This is a genomic window from Streptomyces griseus (assembly GCF_900460065.1).
Taxonomy (GTDB): Bacteria; Actinomycetota; Actinomycetes; order Streptomycetales; family Streptomycetaceae; genus Streptomyces; species Streptomyces griseus.
Window position 1 is genome coordinate 42,520 of the sequence record NZ_UAVD01000032.1, and the last position, 23,456, is coordinate 65,975.

Here is a 23,456-nt window from a genome sequence, read left to right on the forward strand (position 1 = left end):
CAGATCGGTTCGGCTGGCAGGAGAGCACGGGATGACGACCGCGCCGGGGCGCAGAAGCAGTACGTTCACCAGGCTGCTGCGGCACGGATTCACCGACCCGTCCGCCGCGGACCAGCTCCTCGGCCTGGACGCCCTGACCTCCGTACGGTCCGACCCGGTCCTCCTGGAGGCGCTCGGGGCGACCGCCGACCCGGATCTGGCCCTGCGCGGCCTGGTCCGGATCGTGGAGGCCGAGGAGGAGAGCGAGCGCCAGGTGCTGCTCGACACGCTCATCACCGCCAAGCCCCTGCGCGACCGGCTCCTCGGCGTCCTCGGCGCGTCGGAGGCGCTCGGGGACCACCTGGCCCGGCACCCGCGCGACTGGCAGGCGCTCGTCACCTACGAGGCGGTCGACCTGCACCCCGGGGTCGCCGAGTTCGAACGCGGGCTCGCCGAAGCCGTCGACCCGGACTCGCTGCGGGTCGCCTACCGCAGGTGCCTGCTCACCCTCGCCGCCCGGGACGTGTGCGGGACGACCGGTCTCGCGCAGACCGCCGCCGAACTGGCCGACCTCGCCACCGCCACCCTCCGCGCCGCCCTCGCCATCGCCCGGACGGCCGCACCCGAGGACGCGGCCCGGTGCCGGCTCGCCGTCGTCGCCATGGGCAAGTGCGGCGGGCGCGAACTGAACTACGTCTCCGACGTCGACGTGATCTTCGTCGGGGAGGCGCGCGACGGGGTCGACGAGACCAAGGCCATGCAGGCCGCCACCCGGCTGGCCGCCCACATGATGCGGATCTGCTCCGAGACGACGGTCGAGGGCACCATCTGGGAGGTCGACGCCAACCTCCGCCCCGAGGGCCGCAACGGGCCGCTCGTGCGCACCCTCAGCTCCCACCTCGCCTACTACCAGCGCTGGGCCAAGACCTGGGAGTTCCAGGCCCTGCTGAAGGCCCGCGCGGTGGCCGGGGACCCCGAGCTGGGCGCGGAGTACGTCGCGGCGGTGTCGCCGCTCGTGTGGGGGGCCGCCGACCGGGAGAACTTCGTCCCCGACGTGCAGAAGATGCGCCGCCGCGTCGTCGACAACATCCCCGCCGACCGGATCGAGCGCGAGCTGAAGCTGGGCCCCGGCGGGCTCCGGGACGTCGAATTCGCGGTCCAGCTCCTCCAGCTCGTGCACGGGCGGAGCGACGCCTCCCTGCACAGCGGCTCCACCCTGGAGGCGCTGCGGGCGCTGGCCGAGGGCGGGTACGTGGGGCGCGCGGACGCCGCCCAGCTCGACGAGGCGTACCGCTTCCTGCGCGCCATGGAGCACCGCATCCAGCTCTACCGGCTGCGCCGCACCCACCTCGTCCCGGACGACGAGGCTGATCTGCGGAGGCTCGGCCGGTCGCTCGGCATGCGCACCGACCCGGTGGCCGAGCTCAACAAGGCCTGGAAGCGGCACGCCTCCGTCGTACGGCGGCTGCACGAGAAGATCTTCTACCGGCCGCTGCTGGACGCCGTCGCCCAGCTGGCCCCCGCCGAGTCCCGGCTCAGCGCCAAGGCCGCCGCGATCCGCCTGGAGGCCCTCGGGTACGCCGACCCGGCCGCCGCCCTGCGGCACCTGGAGGCCCTCTCCTCCGGGGTGACCCGCAAGGCCGCCATCCAGCGCACCCTGCTGCCCGTGCTGCTCGGCTGGTTCGCGGACTCCGCCGACCCGGACGCCGGGCTCCTCGGCTTCCGCAAGGTGTCCGACGCGCTCGGCAAGACCCCGTGGTACCTGCGGCTCCTGCGCGACGAGGGCGCCGCGGCGGAGAACCTCGCCCGGGTCCTGTCCGCCGGCCGCCTCGCCCCGGACCTCCTCATGCGGGCCCCGGAGGCGGTGGCGATCCTCGGCGACCCGGAGGGGCTCACGCCCCGCACCCGGGCCCACCTGGAGCAGGAGGTGCTGGCCGCGGTGGGGCGTGCCGGGGACGCGGAGTCGGCCGTCGCGGTGGTGCGCGGGGTGCGCCGCCGCGAGCTGTTCCGCACGACGGCCGCCGACCTCATCGGTTCGTACGGCACCGAGGACAACCCCGCCGAGCAGGACCACGGGGCCCTCGTCGACCGCGTCGGCTCGGCCGTCAGCGACCTCAACGCCGTCACCGTCGCGGGCGCGCTGCGGGCCGCGGTCCGCGAGCAGTGGGGCGACACCCTGCCGACCCGGTTCGCCGTCATCGGCATGGGCCGCTTCGGGGGGCACGAGCTGAGTTACGGCTCCGACGCCGACGTCCTCTTCGTCCACCGGCCGCGCGAGGGGGTGAGCGACGAGGAGGCGTCCCGGGCCGCCAACACCGTCATCGGGGAGATGCGGAGACTGCTCCAGCTGCCCACCGCCGATCCGCCGCTGCTGATCGACGCCGATCTCCGCCCGGAGGGCAAGAGCGGGCCGCTGGTCCGGACGCTGAAGTCGTACGAGGCCTACTACCGGCGCTGGTCGCTGGTCTGGGAGAGCCAGGCGCTGCTGCGGGCCGAACCGGTGGCGGGCGACGAGGAGCTGGGGCGCGACTTCATCGAGCTGGTCGACCCGCTGCGGTATCCGATGGAGGGGCTGGGCGAGGACGCCGTACGGGAGATCCGCCGGCTCAAGGCGCGGATGGAGTCCGAGCGGATGCCGCGCGGCGCGGACCCCACGCTCCACACGAAGCTGGGGCGGGGCGGGCTGAGCGACGTCGAGTGGACGGTGCAGCTGATGCAGATGCAGCACGGCTGGGCGGAGCCGGGGCTGCGCACGACGCGTACGCGCGAGGCGCTGGCCGCCGCGTGCGCGGCGGAGCTGATCCCGTTGGAGGAGGCGCAGACGCTGGACGAGGCGTGGGTCCTGGCGACGCGGGTCCGCAACGCGGTGATGCTGGTGCGGGGGCGGCCGGGCGACACGTTCCCGTCGGACCCGCGGGAGATGGCGGCGGTCGGGCGGTACCTGGGGTACGAGCCGGGGCACGTCGGGGACATGCTGGACGACTACCGGCGGATCACGCGGAGGGCTCGGGCGGTGGTGGAGGAGCGGTTCTACGGGGCGGCGACCTGAGGGTGTGCTCCCGGGGCCCGGCCCCGGGGCCCCTCGGGGCGCTGCACCGGCCCCGTTCCTCGGGCGCCGGAGGGGCTGGGGGGTGGGTGCTGCGACGGGGTTGCGTTCCCCGGGCCGCGGAGGGGTGTTTCGGGGCGCTGCCCCGGGCCCCGTTCCTCAGGCGCCGGAGCGGCTGGATTCGGGGGTCTTCTCCGGGTGCGGGACCGGTTCCGATGCCGGGCGTGGGAGTCTGGCGGCGCGCAGGGCGGTCAGGCGGCCCGGGCGGTCCGGTACCCACTTCGGCAGGCGGTGCGGCAGCGCGCCGTACCAGACGCGGGAGACCCCGTAACCGAACGCCAGACAGGCCATGCCGCCCACCGCGTCCAGCCAGAAGTGGTTGGCGGTGGCCACGATGACGACCAGCGTGAGCGTCGGGTAGAGCAGGCCCAGGATGCGGGCCCAGGGCGCACGGGCCAGGGCGAAGATCGTCAGGCCGCACCAGAGGGACCAGCCGATGTGCATCGACGGCATCGCCGCGTACTGGTTCGACATGTTCTTGAAGTTGCCCGAGGCCATCGAGCCCCACGTCTCGTGCAGGAGCACGGTGTCGATGAAGTTCGCGCCGTTCATCAGGCGGGGTGGCGCCAGCGGGTAGAGGTAGTAGCCGAGCAGGGCCACCGCCGTCGTCGCGAAGAGGACCAGCCGCGTCGCCGCGTAACGGCCCGGGTGGCGGCGGAACAGCCAGATGAGGACGCCGATGGTCACGACGAAGTGCAGCGTCGCGTAGTAGTAGTTCATCGACACGATCAGCCATGTCACGGAATTGACCGCGTGATTGACCGTTTCCTCGAAGGCGAGGCCCATGGACTTCTCCGCCGACCAGATCCAGTCCGCGTTGCGCAGTGCCTGGGCCTTCTGCTCCGGGACGGCGTTGCGCACGAGCGAGTACAGCCAGTAACTGACCGCGATGAGCAGGATCTCGAACCAGAGCCGGGGGCGGCGGGGCATCCGCAGGGCGCGGAAGCGGGCGAGCAGCCTGCCGGTCTTCCCGGAAGCCGGGGGAGTGGTGGGGGCGGGGGCGGTTTCGGAGGCCGCCCGGGCCGCGATGGGTGAAGGATCGGCCGTTGACCGGCCTTCGTGCGATGTCACCTGTGTTTCACCCATAGGCACAGAGTCTTCCATAGTGGTTCCCCTGCCCCCGATCATCCTCCGGTCGGGTTCGGGGCGCACATCCTGCGTCTCAAGGACGAGGGGCCGACCCTGAGCCGCCTGCGGGGCCCGAGGCCGTCGAGCCGCGAACCACCAGCTCAGGCATGAAGACGAACTCGCTGTGCGGTGCCGGGGTTCCGCCGATCTCCTCCAGGAGGGTCCGGACGGCGGCCTGGCCCATGGCCGTCACCGGCTGCCGGATCGTGGTCAGCGGCGGGTCCGTGAACGCTATGAGCGGCGAGTCGTCGTACCCCACGACCGAGAGGTCGCGCGGCACGTCCTTCGACAGCCGGCGCGCGGCCCGGATCGCCCCGAGCGCCATCATGTCGCTCGCGCAGACGACCGCCGTGCAGCCGCGCTCCATCAGGGCGGAGGCGGCGGCCTGACCGCCCTCCAGCGTGTACAGGGAGTGCTGGATCAACTCCTCCACCTCGTCCGGTGCGAGGCCCAGCTGCTCACGCATCGTGGCGTGGAAGCCCTCGATCTTGCGGAGCACCGGCACGAAGCGCTTGGGGCCGACCGCCAGACCGATACGGGTGTGGCCCAGCGCCACCAGATGCGTCACCGCGAGGCGCATCGCCGCCCGGTCGTCCGGTGAGATGAACGGCGCCTGCACCTTGGCGGAGAAGCCGTTCACCAGGACGAAGGGGACTCCCTGGCCGCGCAGTTGCTCGTAGCGCTGCATGTCGGCCGAGGTGTCCGCGTGCAGCCCGGAGACGAAGATGATGCCGGAAACGCCCCGGTCCACCAGCATTTCGGTGAGTTCGTCCTCGGTGGAGCCGCCGGGGGTCTGGGTGGCCAGCACCGGGGTGTAGCCCTGCCGGGTCAGCGCCTGTCCGATCACCTGCGCCAGCGCCGGGAAGATCGGGTTCTCCAACTCCGGGGTGATCAGGCCGACCAGTCCCGCGCTGCGCCTGCGCAGCCGCACCGGGCGTTCGTACCCCAGCACGTCGAGCGCCGCGAGGACGGATTCGCGGGTGGTCGCCGCCACTCCGGGCTTGCCGTTCAGGACCCGGCTGACCGTTGCTTCGCTGACCCCCGCCTGAGTTGCGATATCGGCAAGCCGTGCGGTCATGGGATGGGACTGTACCGGGCCCGTGTCGGATTGCCCACTGTGTGCGGGGTGGCGCCGGGGCGGGGGCCGGAGGGGGTTTTGGCAACGTCTTGCAAGGACTTGCGGCTGTGGATCGCGGGCTGCGGTCGGATCGTCGCACTGCGGATATCCCGTGCCCCGCCTGCCCCTGCCAGGCGTGAGTGACCCTCGTCAAGAGGCTTGACGGCAACCTTGAGGACACGCGAATGTAACGATCACCAGGGCTTGCAGAAATCTTCCGCAAGGTCTTTCGGTCGTCTTTCATCCTTGTTACGTTCACGTCGACCCGGCGCCGCGACGGAGCGGTACGGCAGTTGAAGGAGTTCAGATGCGACGTGGCATAACGGCCACCGCCCTGGTCGCGGCCCTGGCGCTCGCGGCGACCGCCTGCGGCAGCGACGACGAGTCCGGCGGCGGCAAGAGCTCGGGCGAGCTCTCCGGCACGGTGACCTGGTGGGACACCTCCAGCGTCGGCAGCGAGGACAAGGTCTTCAAGAAGCTGGCCGAGGGCTTCGAGAAGAAGCACCCGAAGGTCGACGTCAAGTACGTCAACGTGCCCTTCGGCGACGCGCAGAACAAGTTCAAGAACGCGGCCCAGGCCGGCGACGGCGCCCCCGACGTGATCCGCTCCGAGGTCGCCTGGACGCCGGACTTCGCCAACCTCGGCTACCTGGCCCCGCTGGACGGCACCCCCGCCCTGAAGGACCAGGACGACTTCCTGGAGCAGGCCGTCGCGTCCACCAAGTACGAGGACAAGACCTACGCCGTCCCGCAGGTCATCGACTCCATGGGCATCTTCTACAACAAGAAGCTGCTCAAGGAGGCCGGTGTCGAGGCGCCCGCCAACCTGGACGACCTCAAGGCCGCCGGCAAGAAGATCAAGGACAAGACCGGCAAGACCGGCCTCTACCTGCGCGGCGACGACCCGTACTACTTCCTCTCCTTCCTGTACGGCGAGGGCGGCGACCTGGTCGACGCCGGCTCCAAGTCCGTCTCCGTGGACAAGCCCGAGGGCGTCAAGGCGTTCAAGGCGGTCAAGGCCCTGGTCGACGACGGCACCGCGAAGACGGATGCCTCGGACGGCTGGGAGAACATGATGCAGGCGTTCAAGAACGGCGACGTCGCGATGATGATCAACGGCCCCTGGGCCGTCGCCGACACCCTGACCGGCAGCCAGTTCACGGACAAGGGCAACCTGGGCATCGCCCCGGTCCCGGCCGGCTCCGCCGCCCAGGGCGCCCCGCAGGGCGGCCACAACCTCGCCGTCTACGCGGGCTCCAAGAACCTCGACGCCTCCTACGCCTTCGTCGAGTACATGACCTCCGTGGAGTCCCAGGCCACCGCCGCCGGCGAGCTGAACCTGCTGCCCACCCGCACCTCCGCGTACGCCAAGAAGGAAGCGGTCGACAGCGAGATCGTCGGCTTCTTCAAGCCGGTCGTCGAGACCGCCGTCGAGCGCCCCTGGATCCCCGAGGGCGGCAGCCTCTTCGCCCCGCTCGGCATCGAGTACACCAAGGTCCTCACCGGCCAGACCACGCCGGAGAAGGCCGCCAAGGCCACCGGCGACGAGTACCGCAAGCTCCTGAAGGACTGGAAGTAACAGGAAGGTTGGCCGACTGATGGCTGTCCACACCAGCCAGTCGGTGGTGAAGGCCGCGGGCGGGAACACCGCCCGCGGCCGGAGCCGCGGTACTGGCACCCCACCACCGAAGCCCGGCCGGATCCGGCGGGCGCTGTCGGTCCACTGGTACGCCTGGGCCATGGTCGCCCCGGTCGTCGTCGTGATCGGCGTGATCATCGGCTACCCGCTGGTCCGCGGCATCTACCTCTCGATGACCGACGCCGACGAGCGCAACGTCGCCCGCTCCATCGGGGTCAACGAGATCCCCGCCACCTACGAGTTCGTCGGCGCGGACAACTACGTCGACGCACTGACCGGCTCGCAGTTCCTCGGCACGCTCGGCTGGACGCTGGTGTGGACCGTCTCCTGCGTGAGCATCACGTTCGTCCTCGGCATGGCCCTGGCGAACATCCTCAACCGCCGCATCGTCGGACGCTCCGCCTACCGCATGGCCCTCATCCTGCCCTGGGCCATCCCCGGCTTCGTCTCCGTCTTCGCCTGGCGCTTCCTCTACAACGAGGAGCGCGGTCTGCTCAACAAGATCCTCGGCGGCGCCGGCTTCGACGCCGTCCCGTGGCTCAACGACCCGACCTGGGCCAAGTTCGCGGTCATCGCCGTCAACGTCTGGCTCGGCATCCCGTTCATGATGGTGGCCCTCCTCGGCGGACTCCAGTCCATCCCCTCCGAGCAGTACGAGGCGGCCGAGATGGACGGCGCCTCCGCCTGGCAGCGCTTCCGCCACATCACGCTGCCCGGACTGCGCCCCGTCTCCACCACGGTGATCCTGCTCTCCACCATCTGGACCTTCAACATGTTCCCGGTGATCTTCCTGCTGACCCGCGGCGGACCCGGTGAGGCCACCCAGATCCTGGTGACCCAGGCGTACAAGTTCTCCTTCGAGATCAGCCCGCGCGACTACGCGCAGTCCTCCACCTGGGGCGTGCTGATCCTCGTCCTCCTGATGGTCTTCGCCGTCGTCTACCGGCGGGTCCTGCGCTCCCAGGGAGACAACTGGTGACCACCGCGACCGACACCCCCGCCCGGCACGCCGCCCCCGCCCGGAACGGCGCCCGCAAGGTCCGCCTGCGCGGCGAGCGCTCCCCGCTCGCCTCCGTGGCCCTGCACCTCACCCTGATCATCGCCTCGGTGATCGCGGTCTTCCCGGTGCTGTGGGTCCTGCTGACCTCGCTCAAGCCCGCCAAGTTCGCGACCACCACGGACTTCTTCCGCGAGACGACACTCGTCAACTACACGAACCTGATCCGCGACACGGAGTTCCTCAACTGGTTCGCCAACTCCGTGATCATCTCCGCGCTCTCCACGGTGATCGGCGTCTTCGTCGCCGCCACCACCGGATACGCGGTGAGCCGCTTCCGCTTCCCCGGCAAGCGCGGGCTGATGTGGACGCTGCTGATCACCCAGATGTTCCCGGTCGCCGTCCTCATCGTGCCGATCTACAACATCATGTCGAGCCTCGGACTGCTCAACCAGCCCACCGGACTCGTCATCACCTACCTCACCATCTCGGTGCCGTTCTGCGCCTGGATGATGAAGGGCTTCTTCGACACCATCCCGCGCGAGATCGACGAGTCGGGCGAGGTCGACGGCCTCACCCCGTTCGGCACCTTCTGGCGGCTCATCCTGCCGCTGGCCAAGCCGGGCCTCGCGGTCACCGCGTTCTACTCCTTCATCACCGCCTGGGGCGAAGTGGCGTACGCCTCCGCGTTCCTGGTCGGCGACGAGAACCTCACGCTGGCCGGCGGGCTCCAGAAGTTCGTCAACCAGTACGGAGCCCAGTGGGGCCCCATGACCGCGGCCTCCGTGCTCATCGCCATCCCGGCCGCCCTGGTTTTCCTCTTCGCCCAGAAGCACCTGGTCACCGGCATGTCCGCCGGAGCCGTCAAGGGCTGACACCACAAGGACGCCCAGCACCCGCACGCACCACCGCACCCGTCACGGCGGCGCCGGAAACCCCGACCCGGTCACCGGCGCCGCTCCCCACCCAGACACCCCAGGGACGACATGACCCAGCACCTCGCTGCCCCCTCCACCGGCACGTCCGACGACGCCCCGGGCCACCGCACCGGCTGGTGGCAGGACGCGGTGATCTACCAGGTCTATCCGCGGAGCTTCGCCGACGGCAACGGCGACGGCATGGGCGACCTCGCCGGCGTCACCGCCCGCCTGCCCCACCTGAAGGACCTGGGCGTCGACGCTGTCTGGCTCAGCCCCTTCTACGCCTCCCCGCAGGCCGACGCGGGCTACGACGTCTCCGACTACCGCGCCATCGACCCGATGTTCGGCAACCTGCTGGACGCCGACGCGCTGATCCGCGAGGCCCACGGCCTGGGCCTGCGCGTCATCGTCGACCTGGTCCCCAACCACTCCTCCGACCAGCACGAGTGGTTCAAGCGCGCCCTGGCCGAGGGCCCCGGCTCCGCCCTGCGCGAGCGCTACCACTTCCGCCCCGGAAAGGGCGCGGACGGCGAACTGCCGCCCAACGACTGGGAGTCCATCTTCGGCGGCCCCGCCTGGACCCGCACGGTGAACCCCGACGGCGCCCCCGGCGACTGGTACCTCCACCTCTTCGCCCCCGAGCAGCCCGACTTCAACTGGGAACACCCGGCCGTCGCCGACGAGTTCCGCTCCATCCTGCGCTTCTGGCTCGACATGGGCGTCGACGGCTTCCGCGTCGACGTCGCCCACGGCCTCGTCAAGGCCGAAGGGCTGCCCGACCTCGGCTCCCACGACCAGCTCAAGCTGCTCGGCAACGACGTCATGCCCTTCTTCGACCAGGACGGCGTGCACGCGATCTACCGCACCTGGCGCACCATCCTCGACGAGTACCCCGGCGAGAGGATCGCCGTCGCCGAGGCCTGGACGCCGACCGTCGAGCGCACCGCCAACTACGTGCGCCCCGACGAGATGCACCAGGCGTTCAACTTCCAGTACCTCGCCACCGCCTGGGACGCCGCCGAACTGCGCGAGGTCATCGACACCTCGCTCGCCGCCATGCGCCCGGTCGGCGCGCCCGCCACCTGGGTGCTCTCCAACCACGACGTCACCCGGCACGCCACCCGCTTCGCCAACCCGGCGGGCCTCGGCACCCAGATCCGCACCCCCGGCGACCGCGAGCTGGGCCTGCGCCGCGCCCGCGCCGCCTCCCTGCTGATGCTCGCCCTGCCCGGCTCCGCCTACGTCTACCAGGGCGAGGAGCTCGGCCTGCCCGACGTCACCGACCTGCCCGACGAGGCCCGCCAGGACCCCTCGTTCTTCCGCGCCGAGGGCCAGGACGGCTTCCGCGACGGCTGCCGCGTCCCGATCCCCTGGACCCGCGAGGGACGTTCGTACGGCTTCGGCGACGGCGGCAGCTGGCTCCCGCAGCCCGCCGGCTGGGGCGAGCTGTCCGTCGAGGCGCAGACCGGCGTGGAGGGCTCCACCCTGGAGCTGTACCGGGCCGCCATCGCCGCCCGCCGGGACCACCCGGGCCTCGGCGCGGGCACGGACGTCGAATGGCTGGACGGCCCCGAAGGCGTCCTCGTCTTCGCCCGCCCCGGCTTCGTCTGCACCGTCAACACCACCGGCGTCCCCGTCCGTATCGCCGCCCGCGGCCGGGTGCTGCTCGCCAGCTCCCCGGTGACCGTGGACGGCGCCGAGGCCGAGCTGCCCGCCGACACCACGGTGTGGTGGACGGTGTGACACTCCCCGCGCCCAGGACCACGGCAGCGCCCCGCCTCTCCGACATCGCCGGACAGGCGGCGGTCAGCGAGGCGACGGTCAGCCGGGTCCTGAACGGGAAGCAGGGCGTCGCGGACACCACGCGTCAGCGGGTGCTCGCGGCGCTCGACATCCTGGGCTACGAGCGGCCCGTACGGCTGCGGCAGCGCAGCGCCGGGCTGATCGGCCTGGTGACGCCCGAACTCACCAACCCGATCTTCCCGGCCTTCGCGCAGTCCGTCGAACAGGTGCTGGCCGGGCACGGCTACACCCCCGTGCTCTGCACCCAGCTCCCGGGCGGGGCCACCGAGGACGAACTCGTCGAGCAGCTCGTCGAGCGCGGCGTCGGCGGCATCGTCTTCCTGTCCGGGCTGCACGCGGACACCTCCGCCGACCCGGGACGGTACGCCGCGCTCACCGAGCGCGGTGTGCCGTTCGTCCTGATCAACGGCTACAACGAGCGCATCAGCGCCCCGTTCGTCTCGCCCGATGACAACGCTGCCGTACGGATGGCCCTCCAGCACCTCGCCGACCTCGGCCACCGCCGGATCGGGCTGGCCATCGGGCCGCAGCGCTACGTCCCCTCCCGCCGCAAGCGCGACGGGTTCGTGGAGGCGGCCGTCTCGGTGCTCGGCATGGACCGCACCGAGGCCGAACCGCTCGTCTGCTCCACCCTGTTCAGCGTCGAGGGCGGCCAGGTGGCGGCGGGCGCCCTGCTGGACGCGGGCTGCACGGGCATCGTCTGCGGCAGCGACCTGATGGCGCTGGGGGTGGTCCGCGCCGCCCGGGGGAGGGGCCTCGACGTGCCCCGTGACGTCTCGGTCGTCGGCTTCGACGACTCGCAGCTCATCGCGTTCACCGACCCGCCGCTGACCACGGTGCGCCAGCCCGTGCAGGCGATGGCGGCGGCCGCCGTGGGCGCGCTGCTGGAGGAGATCGGCGGGAGCCCGGTGCAGCGCACCGAGTACGTCTTCCAGCCGGAGCTGGTCGTACGGGGCTCGACGGCGGCGGTACGCAACGGCTGAACCGCGTGACGGTGGCGCGGGCGCCCGTACGGGAACGGACACGTACAGGAGAGGCACCAGGAGTCGGCCCAGGAAGGGCCGGCGGGGAGTTGTCGCGACTCCGGGTGCCTCTCTTGCCGTGACCGGCCCGGCCGGCCGGGCGCGTGGGGTCCGACGACGTGAAGCGGTGCCGGATCCCCCGGCCGACCGGACCGGAGTCGGGATGAAACGTAACAGGCTCGCAATATCTTGCGAAAGACCTTGCAGCGAGAAATCGTGAAGGGGTCGGCAAGAAATCTCCGCTGTTTCGCGGATGTGAGCGGGGGATGTCCAAAGGGTTGACCGGCGACGGGAGGGCTCGTACGGTCTGCTCCGCGGCAAGGTTTGCATTCTTGCAGCAAGAACCTTCACGAGCCTTGAGGGCACGGCGCGTTGCCGACTGAGGCTGCACCGTCATCCCCGCTTCCCCCACCCGCAGGAGGAAAGACATGGCCCGCAGATCCCTGTCCGCCGCGCTCGCCCTCGTGGCCGCCGCCGCGGCCGCCCTCGTCGTCCCCACCGGATTCGGCGCCGCCGGCACCGCGCGGGCCGCCGCCCCGGGCGACAAGGACGTCACCGCCGTGATGTTCGAGTGGAAGTTCGCGTCCATAGCCAAGGCCTGCACGGACACCCTCGGTCCGGCGGGCTACGGCTACGTCCAGGTCTCGCCGCCCCAGGAGCACATCCAGGGCGGCCAGTGGTGGACGTCCTACCAGCCCGTCAGCTACCGGATCGCCGGACGGCTCGGTGACCGGGCCGCCTTCGCCGCCATGGTGAACACGTGTCACGCGGCGGGCGTGAAGGTCATCGCGGACTCCGTCATCAACCACATGTCGGCGGGCAGCGGCACCGGCACGGGCGGCTCCTCGTACACCAAGTACGACTACCCGGGCCTCTACTCCGGCGCCGACATGGACGACTGCCGGTCCCAGATCGGGAACAACTACAACGACCGCGGCAACGTCCAGAACTGCGAGCTGGTCGGCCTCGCCGACCTGGACACCGGCGAGGAGTACGTACGCGGCAGGATCGCCGGGTACCTCAACGACCTGCTCTCGCTCGGCGTCGACGGCTTCCGGATCGACGCCGCCAAGCACATGCCCGCCGGCGACCTCGCGAACATCAAGTCCCGGCTGACCAACCCGAACGTCTACTGGAAGCACGAGGCGATCTACGGGGCGGGTGAGGCCGTCTCGCCCTCCGAGTACCTCGGCAGCGGAGACGTCCAGGAGTTCCGGTACGGGCGGAGCCTCAAGCAGGTCTTCCTCAACGAGAACCTCGCCCACCTGAAGAACTTCGGCGAGGGCTGGGGCTTCATGGAGTCCGGGAAGTCCGCCGTCTTCGTCGACAACCACGACACCGAGCGCGGCGGCGACACCCTCAACTACAAGAACGGCTCCGCCTACACCCTGGCCGCCGTCTTCATGCTGGCGTATCCCTACGGCTCCCCGGACGTCCACTCCGGCTACGAGTTCAGCGACCACGACGCCGGCCCGCCGAACGGCGGCCAGGTGAACGCCTGCTACAGCGACGGCTGGAAGTGCCAGCACGCCTGGCGCGAGATCTCCTCCATGGTCGGCTTCCGCAACACCGCACGCGGCCAGTCGGTCGGCAACTGGTGGGACAACGGGGGCGACCAGATCGCCTTCGGCCGGGGGAACAAGGCGTACGTCGCCATCAACCACGAGGGCTCCGCGCTCACCCGGACCTTCCAGACCTCGCTGCCCGCCGGCGACTACTGCGACGTCCAGTCCGGCAAGGGCGTCACCGTCAACGGCTCCGGCCAGTTCACCGCCACCGTCCCGGCCGGCACCGCCGTCGCCCTGCACACCGGCGCCCGCACGTGCGGGGGCGGCGGCTCGAACCCCGACCCGGGCCCCGGCAACGGCACCTCCGGCGCCTCCTTCGGCGTCAACGCCACCACCCAGCTCGGCCAGAACATCCACGTCACCGGCGACCAGGCCGCCCTCGGCAACTGGAACCCGGCGACCGCGCCGAAGCTCGACCCGGCGGCGTACCCCGTCTGGAAGCTGGACGTGAACCTGCCCGCCGGGACCACGTTCGCCTACAAGTACGTCCGCAAGGACGCGGCCGGAAACGTCACCTGGGAGAGCGGCGCCAACCGCACCGCCACCGTCCCGGCCTCCGGGAAGGTCACGCTGACCGCCGACGTCTGGCGCGGCTGACCACCCCTGGGGCCCGTCGTCGAACTCACGCCCTCCGGGCGATGACGGGAGTTCGACGACGGGCCCCGACCCCCAACGGGCCGGCGGCGACCGCCGCCGGCCCGCCCCTCGCCGGCCGCCCACCGCTCGGCCCCTGCCCGGCCGGCCGACCGGCCCGCCGCTCGACCCCCCGACCAAGCCCCAAGGAGCACCCTCCGTGTCCCGAACCATCCTCGGACGATGGACGGTGGCCGCCCTGTGCGCGGCGCTGCTGCCCGTCGTCCCGGCGGCCACCGCCGCCGCGTCACCCAGGCCGCCGGCCCCGCCCTCGGACGCCGAGCTGGCCCGGGAGCCGGCCCGGCACGACCTCACGCGCGAGCAGTTCTACTTCGTGCTGCCCGACCGCTTCGCCAACGGCGACACCGCCAACGACCGGGGCGGGCTGACCGGATCACGGCTGGAGCACGGCTACGACCCCACCGACAAGGGGTTCTACCAGGGCGGCGACCTCAAGGGCCTGACGCAGAAGCTGGACTACATCAAGGGCCTCGGCACCACGGCCATCTGGATGGCGCCGATCTTCAAGAACCGCCCCGTCCAGGGCACCGGCAAGGACGCCTCGGCGGGCTACCACGGCTACTGGATCACCGACTTCACCCAGGTCGACCCGCACTTCGGCACCAACGCCGACCTGGAGAAGCTGATCGACAAGGCCCACGCCAAGGGCATGAAGGTCTTCTTCGACGTCATCACCAACCACACCGCCGACACCGTCGACTACGCGGAGAAGGCCTACGGCTACAAGCCCAAGGGCGCCTTCCCCTACCTCGACAGCACCGGCCGCCCCTTCGACGACCGCGAGGGCGTGAAGAAGGTCGACCGGGACTCCTTCCCGTACACGCCGGTGCAGACCCCCGGCACGGGGAAGAAGGTGCCCTCCTGGCTGAACGACCCCACCATGTACCACAACCGGGGCGACTCGACGTGGGCCGGCGAGTCCAACGAGTACGGCGACTTCTCCGGGCTCGACGACCTGTGGACCGAGCGTCCCGAGGTCGTGGAGGGCATGGCGAAGATCTACGAGAAGTGGGTCCGCGACTTCGACATCGACGGCTTCCGCATCGACACCGTCAAACACGTCGACCTGGACTTCTGGACCCAGTGGGCCACCGCCCTCGACGACTACGCGGCGAAGCGCGGCCGGGACGACTTCTTCATGTTCGGCGAGGTCTACTCCGCCGACACCGAGGTCACCTCCCCGTACGTCACCCGGGGCCGCCTGGACTCCACGCTGGACTTCCCGTTCCAGGACGCCGCCCGGCAGTTCGCCTCCCAGGGCGCCCCCGCCGACAGGCTCGCCTCGGTGTACGGCAACGACTACCGCTACACCACCGACAAGGCCAACGCTTACGAGCAGGTCACCTTCCTCGGCAACCACGACATGGGCCGCATCGGGACCTTCCTCAAGCAGGACAACCCGAAGGCCGATGACGCGGAGCTGCTGAAGCGGGCCCGGCTCGCCAACGAGCTGATGTTCCTCGGCCGCGGCAACCCGGTGATCTACTACGGCGACGAGCAGGGCTTCACCGGCGCCGGCGGCGACAAGGACTCCCGCCAGACCCTCTTCGCCTCGAAGACCGCCGACTACCTCGACGACGACCAGCTCGGCACCGACCGGACGCACGCCTCGGACGCCTACGACACGCAGCACCCGGTCTACCGCTCCATCGCCGCCCTCTCGAAGCTCACCGAGGAGCACCCGGCGCTGCGCGACGGCACCCAGATCGAGCGGCTCGCGGACGGCTCCGTCTACGCCACCTCGCGCATCGCGAGCGAGCGCCCCCACGAGTACCTCGTCGCCTCCAACAACGGCACGACCCCGAAGGAGGTCCAGCTCGCCACCGAGTCGGCGGAGATGAACTTCCGCACGGTGTACGGCGGTTCCGGCACGGTCCGCAGCGGCAAGGACAAGAAGGTCACCGTCACCGTGCCCGCCCTCTCCAGCCTCGTGCTGAAGGCGGACCGGACCGTCGGCGCCCCCGCGGCCAAGCCCGCCCTCACGCTGAAGGCCCCGGCCGCCGGCGCCACCGGCACCGTCGAGATCGCGGCCGACGTGGACGGCGGCCGGCTCAACCGGGTCGTCTTCGCCGCCCAGGTCGGCAACGGGAAGTGGCAGACCCTCGGCACCGCCGACCACGCCCCGTACCAGGTCACCCAGTACCTCGACGAGACGGTGAAGGCGGGCACCCCGCTGCGCTACAAGGCCGTCGTCGTCGACCGGACGGGCCGCACCTCCAGTGCCCTCGCGGAGACCACCGCGGGAGCGACCCCTCCGAAGCCGAAGCCCGTCGCCGTCGAGCGCGACCGGGCGATCGTCCACTACCAGCGCCCCGACGGCGACTACGCGGGCTGGCAGCTGAAGTCCGGCGGCAGGACCGCCGAGTTCATCGGGCGGGATGCCTACGGCGCGTTCGCCTGGCTCGACCTGGAGAAGGGCACCGACTCCGTCCCGTACACCGTCGAGAAGAACGGCACGGCCGACGGACCGCCGCGGACGATCGACCTCGGCGCGACCGGACAGGTCTGGATCGAGCAGGGCGAGGACGGGCAGACGACCGAGGCTCCCGAGACCCCGCCGCAGGACACCACCAAGGCCGTCCTCAACTACCACCGCCCGGACGGGAACTACGACGGCTGGGGGCTGCACACCTGGACCGGCGCCCAGGATCCCACCGACTGGTCCAAGCCGCTGATGCCGGTGAAGAAGGACGCCTACGGGGTCACCTTCGAGGTGCCGCTCGTGGACGGGGCCACCACACTCAGCTACATCCTCCACAAGGGCGACGAGAAGGACCTGCCCAGCGACCAGTCCCTCGACCTCGCCACCTACGGCCACGAGGTCTGGATGCTCGGCGGCAGGCCCGGCTACCTCCTCCCGCAGACGGGCGGCGGCGCGGCCCCCGACCTGTCCCGGGCCGAGGCGCAGTGGATCGACGCGAACACCGTCGTCTGGAAGGTGAAGACCACCGACGCCACCAGCCAGCAGCTCGTCTACGCGCAGAAGGGCGGCATCTCCGTCGTGGACGGGGCGCTGTCCGACGAGGGGCGGTGGCTGCGGCTCCAGCAGGGTGAACTCAGCGACGCGCAGCAGGCGAAGTTCCCGCACCTGAAGGACTATCCGGCGTTCACCGTCGACGCCCGCGACCGCGACCGCGTCCGCGAATCCCTGCGCGGCCAGCTGATCGCGACCCAGCGCGCCGCCAACGGGGCCCTGCTCGCCGCCACCGGCGTACAGACAGCGGGAATTCTGGACGACCTGTACGGGAAGAAGGCGGCCTCCGCCGAACTCGGCCCGGTCTTCAGGAAGTCGACGCCCACCCTCTCCGTGTGGGCGCCCACCGCCCGGACCGTCTCGCTCGAACTCGACGGCCGCACCCACCCGATGAAGCGCGACGACCGCACCGGCGTCTGGTCGGTGACCGGGAAGAAGGACTGGCGCGGCAAGCCCTACCGGTACGCCGTGACCGTCTGGGCCCCCGCCGTCCAGAAGATGGTCACCAACAAGGTCACCGACCCCTACTCCACGGCCCTGACCGCCGACTCCGCCCGCAGCCTCGTCGTCGACCTCACCGACCCGAAGCTCGCCCCGCGCGGCTGGTCCGGTCTGAAGAAGCCCGCCGCCACCCCGCTGCGGGACGCCCAGATCCAGGAGCTGCACGTCCGGGACTTCTCCGTCACGGACCGCACGGCGAAGCACCCGGGGGAGTACCTGGCCTTCACCGACACCGGTTCGCAGGGCATGAAGCACCTGAAGAAGCTCGCCGACTCCGGCACGAGCTACGTCCACCTGCTGCCCGTCTTCGACATCGGGACGATCCCGGAGAAGAAGAAGGACCAGCAGAAGCCCGCCTGCGATCTCCACGTCTACGCCCCCGACTCCGAGGAGCAGCAGGCCTGCGTCTCCGAGGCCGCCGCCAAGGACGGGTTCAACTGGGGCTACGACCCCCTGCACTACACCGTCCCCGAAGGCTCGTACGCCTCCGACCCCGACGGCACCGAGCGCACCGTTGAGTTCCGGCAGATGGTCCAGGGCCTCAACCAGGCCGGGCTGCGCACGGTCATGGACGTCGTCTACAACCACACCGTCGCCTCCGGCCAGGACGACAAGTCGGTCCTCGACCGCATCGTCCCCGGCTACTACCAGCGGCTCCTGGAGGACGGCACCGTCGCCACCTCCACCTGCTGCGCCAACACCGCCCCCGAGAACACCATGATGGGCAAGCTCGTCGTGGACTCGATCGTGACCTGGGCGAAGGAGTACAAGGTCGACGGCTTCCGCTTCGACCTGATGGGCCACCACCCCAAGGACAACATCCTGGAGGTCCGCAAGGCGCTGGACCGGCTCACGCCCGCCAAGGACGGCGTCGACGGCAAGAAGATCATCCTGTACGGCGAGGGCTGGAACTTCGGCGAGATCGCGGACGACGCCCGCTTCGTCCAGGCCACCCAGAAGAACATGGCCGGCACCGGCATCGCCACCTTCTCCGACCGGGCCCGCGACGCCGTCCGCGGCGGCGGCCCCTTCGACGAGGACCCCGGCGTCCAAGGCTTCGCCTCCGGCCTCTACACCGACCCCAACTCCTCCCCGGCCAACGGCACCCGCGCCGAGCAGAAGGCCCGGCTGCTGCACTACCAGGACCTGATCAAGGTCGGCCTCACCGGCAACCTCGCCGACTACACCTTCACCGACACCTCCGGCCGCACCGTCAAGGGCTCCGAGGTCGACTACAACGGGGCGCCCGCCGGATACGCGGCCGCACCCGGCGACGCGCTGGCCTACTCCGACGCCCACGACAACGAGACCCTCTTCGACACCCTCGCCTTCAAGCTCCCGGCCGGCACGACGGCCGCCGAACGGGCCAGGGCCCAGGTGGTCGCCATGGCCGCCTCCGTCCTCTCCCAGGGCCCCTCGCTCTCCCAGGCGGGCACCGACCTGCTGCGCTCCAAGTCCCTGGACCGCAACTCCTACGACAGCGGCGACTGGTTCAACGCCCTGCACTGGGACTGCCGCGACGGCAACGGCTTCGGGCGGGGCCTGCCGCCCGCCGCCGACAACCGGGACAAGTGGGCGTACGCGAAGCCGCTCCTGGCCGCCACCGGCGCCATCGCCCCGAAGTGCGCCCAGATCGAGGGGGCTTCGGCCGCCTACCGCGACCTGCTCACCATCCGCTCCACCGAGAGGGAGTTCTCCCTGCGCACCGCCGGCCAGGTGCAGTCCGAGCTGTCCTTCCCGCTCTCCGGCACCACCGAGACCCCCGGCGTGATCACCATGCGCCTGGGCGGACTGGTCGTCGTCCTCAACGCCGCGCCGACCACCGCCGACCAGCGGCTCGCCGCGCCGGCGGGGAAGACGTACGCACTGCACCCCGTCCAGGCCGAGGGCGCCGACCCTACGGTCAAACGAGCCAGGTACGACGGGAAATCGGCCACTTTCACCGTCCCGGGGCGTACGGCGGCCGTCTTCACGCTGCGCTGACCTCCGACAGCACTACGGTGACGGCAGACGTCGGCAACGGAGCCGCGACAGCCGTCCTGGTGCACCGGGCCGGTCCCGCTCTCCCTCCCCGGGAGGCGGGGCCGGCCCGGTGCGTGCGGCAGGAGCCCCGCCCGGGGCGGCCGGCTCGCCGGCGCACCCTGCCCCAGCGCCCGGACGGTGATGATGACCACGGTGGGATACCTTCCCGACGAGACGAGCAGCTTCGTCGGGAGGCGGGCCGAACTGGCCCGGCTGGGAACCGCGTTGGCCACCCGGCGGATGACCACCCTGATCGGCCCCGGCGGCGTCGGCAAGACCCGGCTGGCGCTCCGGGCCGCCCGCGCCGCCGCCGACCGCTACGCGGACGGCGCCTGGTGGGCCGACCTCTCCCCGCTCTACGACGACGGGCTGTTGCTCCCCACCGTCTCGGACGCGGTCGGCCTCGCCGACCACACCCTGCGGATGCCCGTCGAGGCCCTCTGCGAATGGCTCGGCGACAAACGCCTCCTGCTGGTCCTCGACTCCGCCGAACACCTCCGCGCCTCCTGCTCCCATCTGCTGGCCGAGATCCTGACCACCTCGTCGGGGCTGACCGTCCTGGTCACCAGCAGGCAGCCGCTCGGCACCCGGGGCGAGTACGTCGTCGAGGTGCCGCCCCTCCCGGTCGACGGCGCACCCGACGCCCTCCAGCTGTTCGCCGACCGGCTGCGTGCCAGCGACCCCGGGGCCGGCCTCGACGCCCCGGGCGACGAGGCGGCGGCCACCGAGATCTGCCGCCGCCTCGAAGGCATCCCGCTCGCCATCGAGCTGGCCGCCGCGGGCATCGGACGGCACAGCGTGGCCCAGCTCGCCCACCGCATCGGCAGCCGCTTCGACGCCCGCAGCGCCGGCTTCGGCGTGCCCGGCCGGGGCGGCGGCCTCGCCCTCGCCCCGGGCCTCGGAACCCCCGGTCCCGGCGCACCGGGCGCGATCGGGGCCGACGGGGCGGAGGGCGGCCCGGACACGGCCCGCCTCGACCTCCTCGCCGACGCGACGGTGTGGCCCCGCCGCCACCGCACCCTGCGCACCGCCATCGGCTGGTCCCACGAGCTGTGCACCCCGCTGGAGCGCCTCCTGTGGGCCCGCCTCACCCCGCTGCGGACCGACTTCGACGCGGCGGTCGCCCGCGAGGTCTGCGCGGGCGGCCCGCTCACCCCGGACGAGGTGGACCGGGCGCTCCAGGGACTCGTCGCCCAGTCCGTCGTCCAGCGCGACGGCGACCGCTACCGGATGCTCGACACGCTGCGCGAGTACGGCCGGATGTGGCTCACCGAGCTGGGCGAGGCCCGCGCCGCCGCCGACCGGCACGCGAGCAGCTTCCTCGGCCTCGCCCGCCGCGCCCACGACGGCTGGACCGGCCCGGACCAGGTGTCCTGGTACCACAAGGTGTCCGACACCCACCTCGACCTGTGCGCCGCCCTGGAGCACCTGCTCGTCCACGACGTCGGCGGGGCCCAGGAGATGGCGGGGCGCGTCGGCTTCTTCTGGGCCTGCTGCGGCCACCTCTCCGAGGCCCGGAGCTACGCCCAGCGCGCCCTGGACGCCGGCCCCGTCGACGGCCCCCACCGGACCAGGCTGCAATGGGTCCTCGGCGTCGCGGCCCTGCTCCAGGGCGACTTCGCGACCGCCGAGAAGTACGGCGCGCTCTGCACGGCCACCGCCGTGTACGACCGGGACGAGGAGGGCATGCTCGGCGCCGCCTATCTCTCCGGCCTCACCCAGCTGATGACCGGGGAGCCCGAGGAGGCGCTGGAAGCGGCCGGGCGGGTGCTGCGGATGACCTCCGGCGTCCCGGTGGACTCGGCCCACCGGCTGCGGTGCCGCCTCATCACCGTCTTCGCGCTCACCGCGCTCGGCCGGCTCACCGAGTCCGAGGCGGCGGCCACCGCGCTGCGCCGGGCCTGCGAACGGGGCGGCGAGTTCTGGACCCGCTCCTACGCGGACTACCAGCTCGCCCTGATCGCCCTGCTCCAGGGCCGGCCCGCGGCCTCCGCCGCGCACGCCCGGTCGATGCTGGCCGGCAAGCACCGGCTCCGTGACAGCTTCGGCATCGCGCTGGGCCTGGACATCCTGGCGGCTGCCATCGCCGCCCAGGGCGCGGGCGCGCAGGCCGCCCGGGTCTACGGCACCGGACACGCGTACTGGCGCATGGTCGGCCATCCCCAGCGCGGTACCCCCGAGCTGGGACCGGTCCGCGAGAGGTGCGAGCTCCAGGCGCGGGCGGCCGTCGGCGACGAGGCGTACCAGCGCGCCTTCGAGCGGGGCCAGTCGGACAACGCGGAGGTCGGTCTCGCCGCCGCGCTCCGCACCGAGCTACAGCTCTGACCCCCGGCGCGGGCCGGGGCCGCCGCACGGATGGAGTCCCCGGACTACCCACACCCCGGACCATGTGAGTAAGGTTAGGCATACCTAAGTAGTTGCTTGGGTTCCGCCGACCCTCCTGGAGAACTCGGATGCGTCTTTCCCGCCCCCGCGCCACGCAGCCGACCCGCGCCGAGCGCGTCCGGTCGATCCTGACCGTCGCCCACTCCATGACGGTGGTCAGCGACGGAGTGCACACCGAAGTCCGCCGCCTCGACGGCACGGGCGCGATGGGCCACATCCACCTGCACGCCCCCGACGACGGCGGCCACGCGCCCAGCGCCGAGCGCGTCCCGGCCCGCCTGGAGTTCACGGACATCGCCCCCACCCCCGTACGCGACCGGCTGCGCGCCCGCGTCACGGTCACCGGGCTGCTCGCCGCCCCGTACGCCACCGACACCGAGCAGTCCACCTGCATGGAGTTCGGGCAGGCCGTCCTGGAGGACGCCGAGGGGCGCACCTTCGTCACCCTGGAGGAGCTCGAAGAGGTGGAGACCGACCCGATCGCCGCCTGCGAGGCGGGCATGCTCACCCACCTCGTGGACGACCACGCCGAACTCGTCCCGCTGCTCCTGCGCCTCGTCCACCCCCGCCCGGAGCGCGGCATGACCCGGGCCGTGCCGCTGGCGATGAACCGCTACGGGGTGACCCTGCGGCTCGAATACCCCAGCACCCACGAGGACGTCACCCTGCCGTTCCCCCGCCCGGTCACCGAGATCGACCAGGCGGGCCCGCAGATCCACGCCCTGCTGGCCGCCGCCCGCCGCGTCTCCCACCGCAACGGCCTGCCCGCCTGAGCGGTCCTACGGTTTCGGCAGCCGCTGGGCCGGGACCGCCGGCACATCCGGCGCGAACGCGGAGAGCCGGGCGAGCAGCTCCCCGAACGGGCCGTCCGCCGGCTCCTGGGACAGCACCCGCAGCACGATGCCCGCCATCTCCCGGTCGTACGCGGCGCTGACCGCGGCCAGTGCCGCGAAGTCGTGCACGAGCTGCGTCTCCAGCTCGGCGCGCGGGATGCGCCGCCCGTCCAGCCAGATCAGCGCCGTCGACTCGGCGAGCGACACCCAGGAGCGGACCACCAGCTCCAGCCGGGCCGGCGGGTCGCTCACGCCGAGGTGCGTGATGATCTGCTCGTACGCGGCCTGCCGCACCTCGTCGATCATCGCGCTGGCCGTCGAGGAGCCGACCGCCGGACCGCCCCGCATCAGCGCCGAGAAGCCGGGGCCGTGCTCGTCGACGAAGTCGAAGAACCGTCCCATCACCCGGAGCAGCCGCGCGCCCAGCGGCCCCTCCAGCGGCTCCAGGAAGCGGGCCGCCAGCTCGTCCGCGGCCCGCCGCAGCGCCGCCTCGTACAGGCTCTGCTTCCCGGGGAAGTAGTGGTACACCAGCGGACGGGAGATGCCCGCGGCCGCGGCGATCTCGTCGATCGACACCTCCTCGGGCGAGCGACGGCTGAACAAGTCCAGCGCGACGCCGATCAGTTGCTGCCTGCGCTCGTCGACGCCCATCCTGCGCCGCACCCCGGTCGTCATACGGACAGCCTATCCGGGGCGCCCGTGCGGGGCGGGTGCGCGTGCGGTCGCCGGCCCGGCCCGGGCGCGAAGTCCCCCTCCCCCCCCCCAACCGGTTACCGACCGGGCGGTCTTGAACGACGGGTCCGGCCGC

General features: G+C 71.8%; 13 protein-coding genes. 10 read left to right on the forward strand and 3 right to left on the reverse strand.

The genetic code is table 11. From position 1 onward, the window contains the following. Positions 1 to 31 precede the first annotated feature (31 nt). Positions 32 to 3,028, forward strand: a complete 2,997-nt coding sequence (locus DTB53_RS23180; RefSeq protein ID WP_003969544.1) for a bifunctional [glutamine synthetase] adenylyltransferase/[glutamine synthetase]-adenylyl-L-tyrosine phosphorylase — start codon at positions 32 to 34, stop codon at positions 3,026 to 3,028. 156 nt (positions 3,029 to 3,184) lie between these two features. On the opposite strand, the gene DTB53_RS23185 is transcribed toward DTB53_RS23180, so the two are convergent. Together DTB53_RS23185 and DTB53_RS23190 are read right to left on the reverse strand one after the other, a co-directional pair. After that, entirely contained in the window at positions 3,185 to 4,189 is a 1,005-nt protein-coding gene (locus tag DTB53_RS23185; protein ID WP_075025199.1) for a phosphatase PAP2 family protein, read from the reverse strand. A gap of 58 nt (positions 4,190 to 4,247) precedes the next feature. Beyond that, positions 4,248 to 5,291 (reverse strand): LacI family DNA-binding transcriptional regulator, encoded by a 1,044-nt coding sequence (locus DTB53_RS23190; RefSeq protein WP_003969546.1) that lies wholly within the window; start codon positions 5,289 to 5,291, stop codon positions 4,248 to 4,250. A gap of 346 nt (positions 5,292 to 5,637) precedes the next feature. Here DTB53_RS23190 and DTB53_RS23195 point away from each other — a divergent pair, with 346 nt between their 5' ends. From DTB53_RS23195 to DTB53_RS23235, 9 genes are all read left to right on the forward strand, one after another. Continuing rightward, positions 5,638 to 6,909, forward strand: coding sequence for an extracellular solute-binding protein (locus tag DTB53_RS23195; protein WP_003969547.1), 1,272 nt, complete (start codon positions 5,638 to 5,640; stop codon positions 6,907 to 6,909). Between the two features lie 19 nt (positions 6,910 to 6,928). Further along, a complete protein-coding gene (locus tag DTB53_RS23200) occupies positions 6,929 to 7,948 on the forward strand; it encodes a carbohydrate ABC transporter permease (protein ID WP_003969548.1) in 1,020 nt (339 codons plus the stop codon). Next, entirely contained in the window at positions 7,945 to 8,841 is an 897-nt protein-coding gene (locus tag DTB53_RS23205) for a sugar ABC transporter permease (RefSeq protein WP_012381211.1), read from the forward strand. The genes DTB53_RS23200 and DTB53_RS23205 overlap by 4 nt, the downstream gene beginning before the upstream one ends. Before the next feature lie 111 nt (positions 8,842 to 8,952). Continuing rightward, the gene (locus DTB53_RS23210) at positions 8,953 to 10,629 is read left to right on the forward strand and encodes a glycoside hydrolase family 13 protein (RefSeq protein WP_012381212.1); all 1,677 of its coding nucleotides are present in this window, start codon (positions 8,953 to 8,955) and stop codon (positions 10,627 to 10,629) included. Then, positions 10,614 to 11,672, forward strand: coding sequence for a LacI family DNA-binding transcriptional regulator (locus tag DTB53_RS23215; protein ID WP_030700849.1), 1,059 nt, complete (start codon positions 10,614 to 10,616; stop codon positions 11,670 to 11,672). Before DTB53_RS23210 ends, DTB53_RS23215 begins: the two co-directional genes overlap by 16 nt. Positions 11,673 to 12,139: 467 nt before the next feature. Continuing rightward, on the forward strand, positions 12,140 to 13,876 hold the full coding sequence (locus DTB53_RS23220; protein ID WP_003969552.1) for a carbohydrate-binding module family 20 domain-containing protein: 1,737 nt from the start codon (positions 12,140 to 12,142) through the stop codon (positions 13,874 to 13,876). Between the two features lie 196 nt (positions 13,877 to 14,072). Next, positions 14,073 to 19,391 (forward strand): pullulanase-type alpha-1,6-glucosidase, encoded by a 5,319-nt coding sequence (pulA, locus tag DTB53_RS23225; protein ID WP_012381213.1) that lies wholly within the window; start codon positions 14,073 to 14,075, stop codon positions 19,389 to 19,391. Positions 19,392 to 19,571: 180 nt separating this feature from the next. Continuing rightward, positions 19,572 to 21,755, forward strand: a complete 2,184-nt coding sequence (locus DTB53_RS23230; RefSeq protein WP_042497315.1) for an ATP-binding protein — start codon at positions 19,572 to 19,574, stop codon at positions 21,753 to 21,755. Between the two features lie 128 nt (positions 21,756 to 21,883). After that, positions 21,884 to 22,588 (forward strand): DUF2470 domain-containing protein, encoded by a 705-nt coding sequence (locus DTB53_RS23235; protein ID WP_003969555.1) that lies wholly within the window; start codon positions 21,884 to 21,886, stop codon positions 22,586 to 22,588. Positions 22,589 to 22,594: 6 nt separating this feature from the next. Here the strand turns inward: DTB53_RS23235 and DTB53_RS23240 are convergent, their stop codons facing one another. Continuing rightward, positions 22,595 to 23,323, reverse strand: coding sequence for a TetR/AcrR family transcriptional regulator (locus DTB53_RS23240; protein ID WP_012381215.1), 729 nt, complete (start codon positions 23,321 to 23,323; stop codon positions 22,595 to 22,597). Between the last annotated feature and the right edge of the window lie 133 nt (positions 23,324 to 23,456).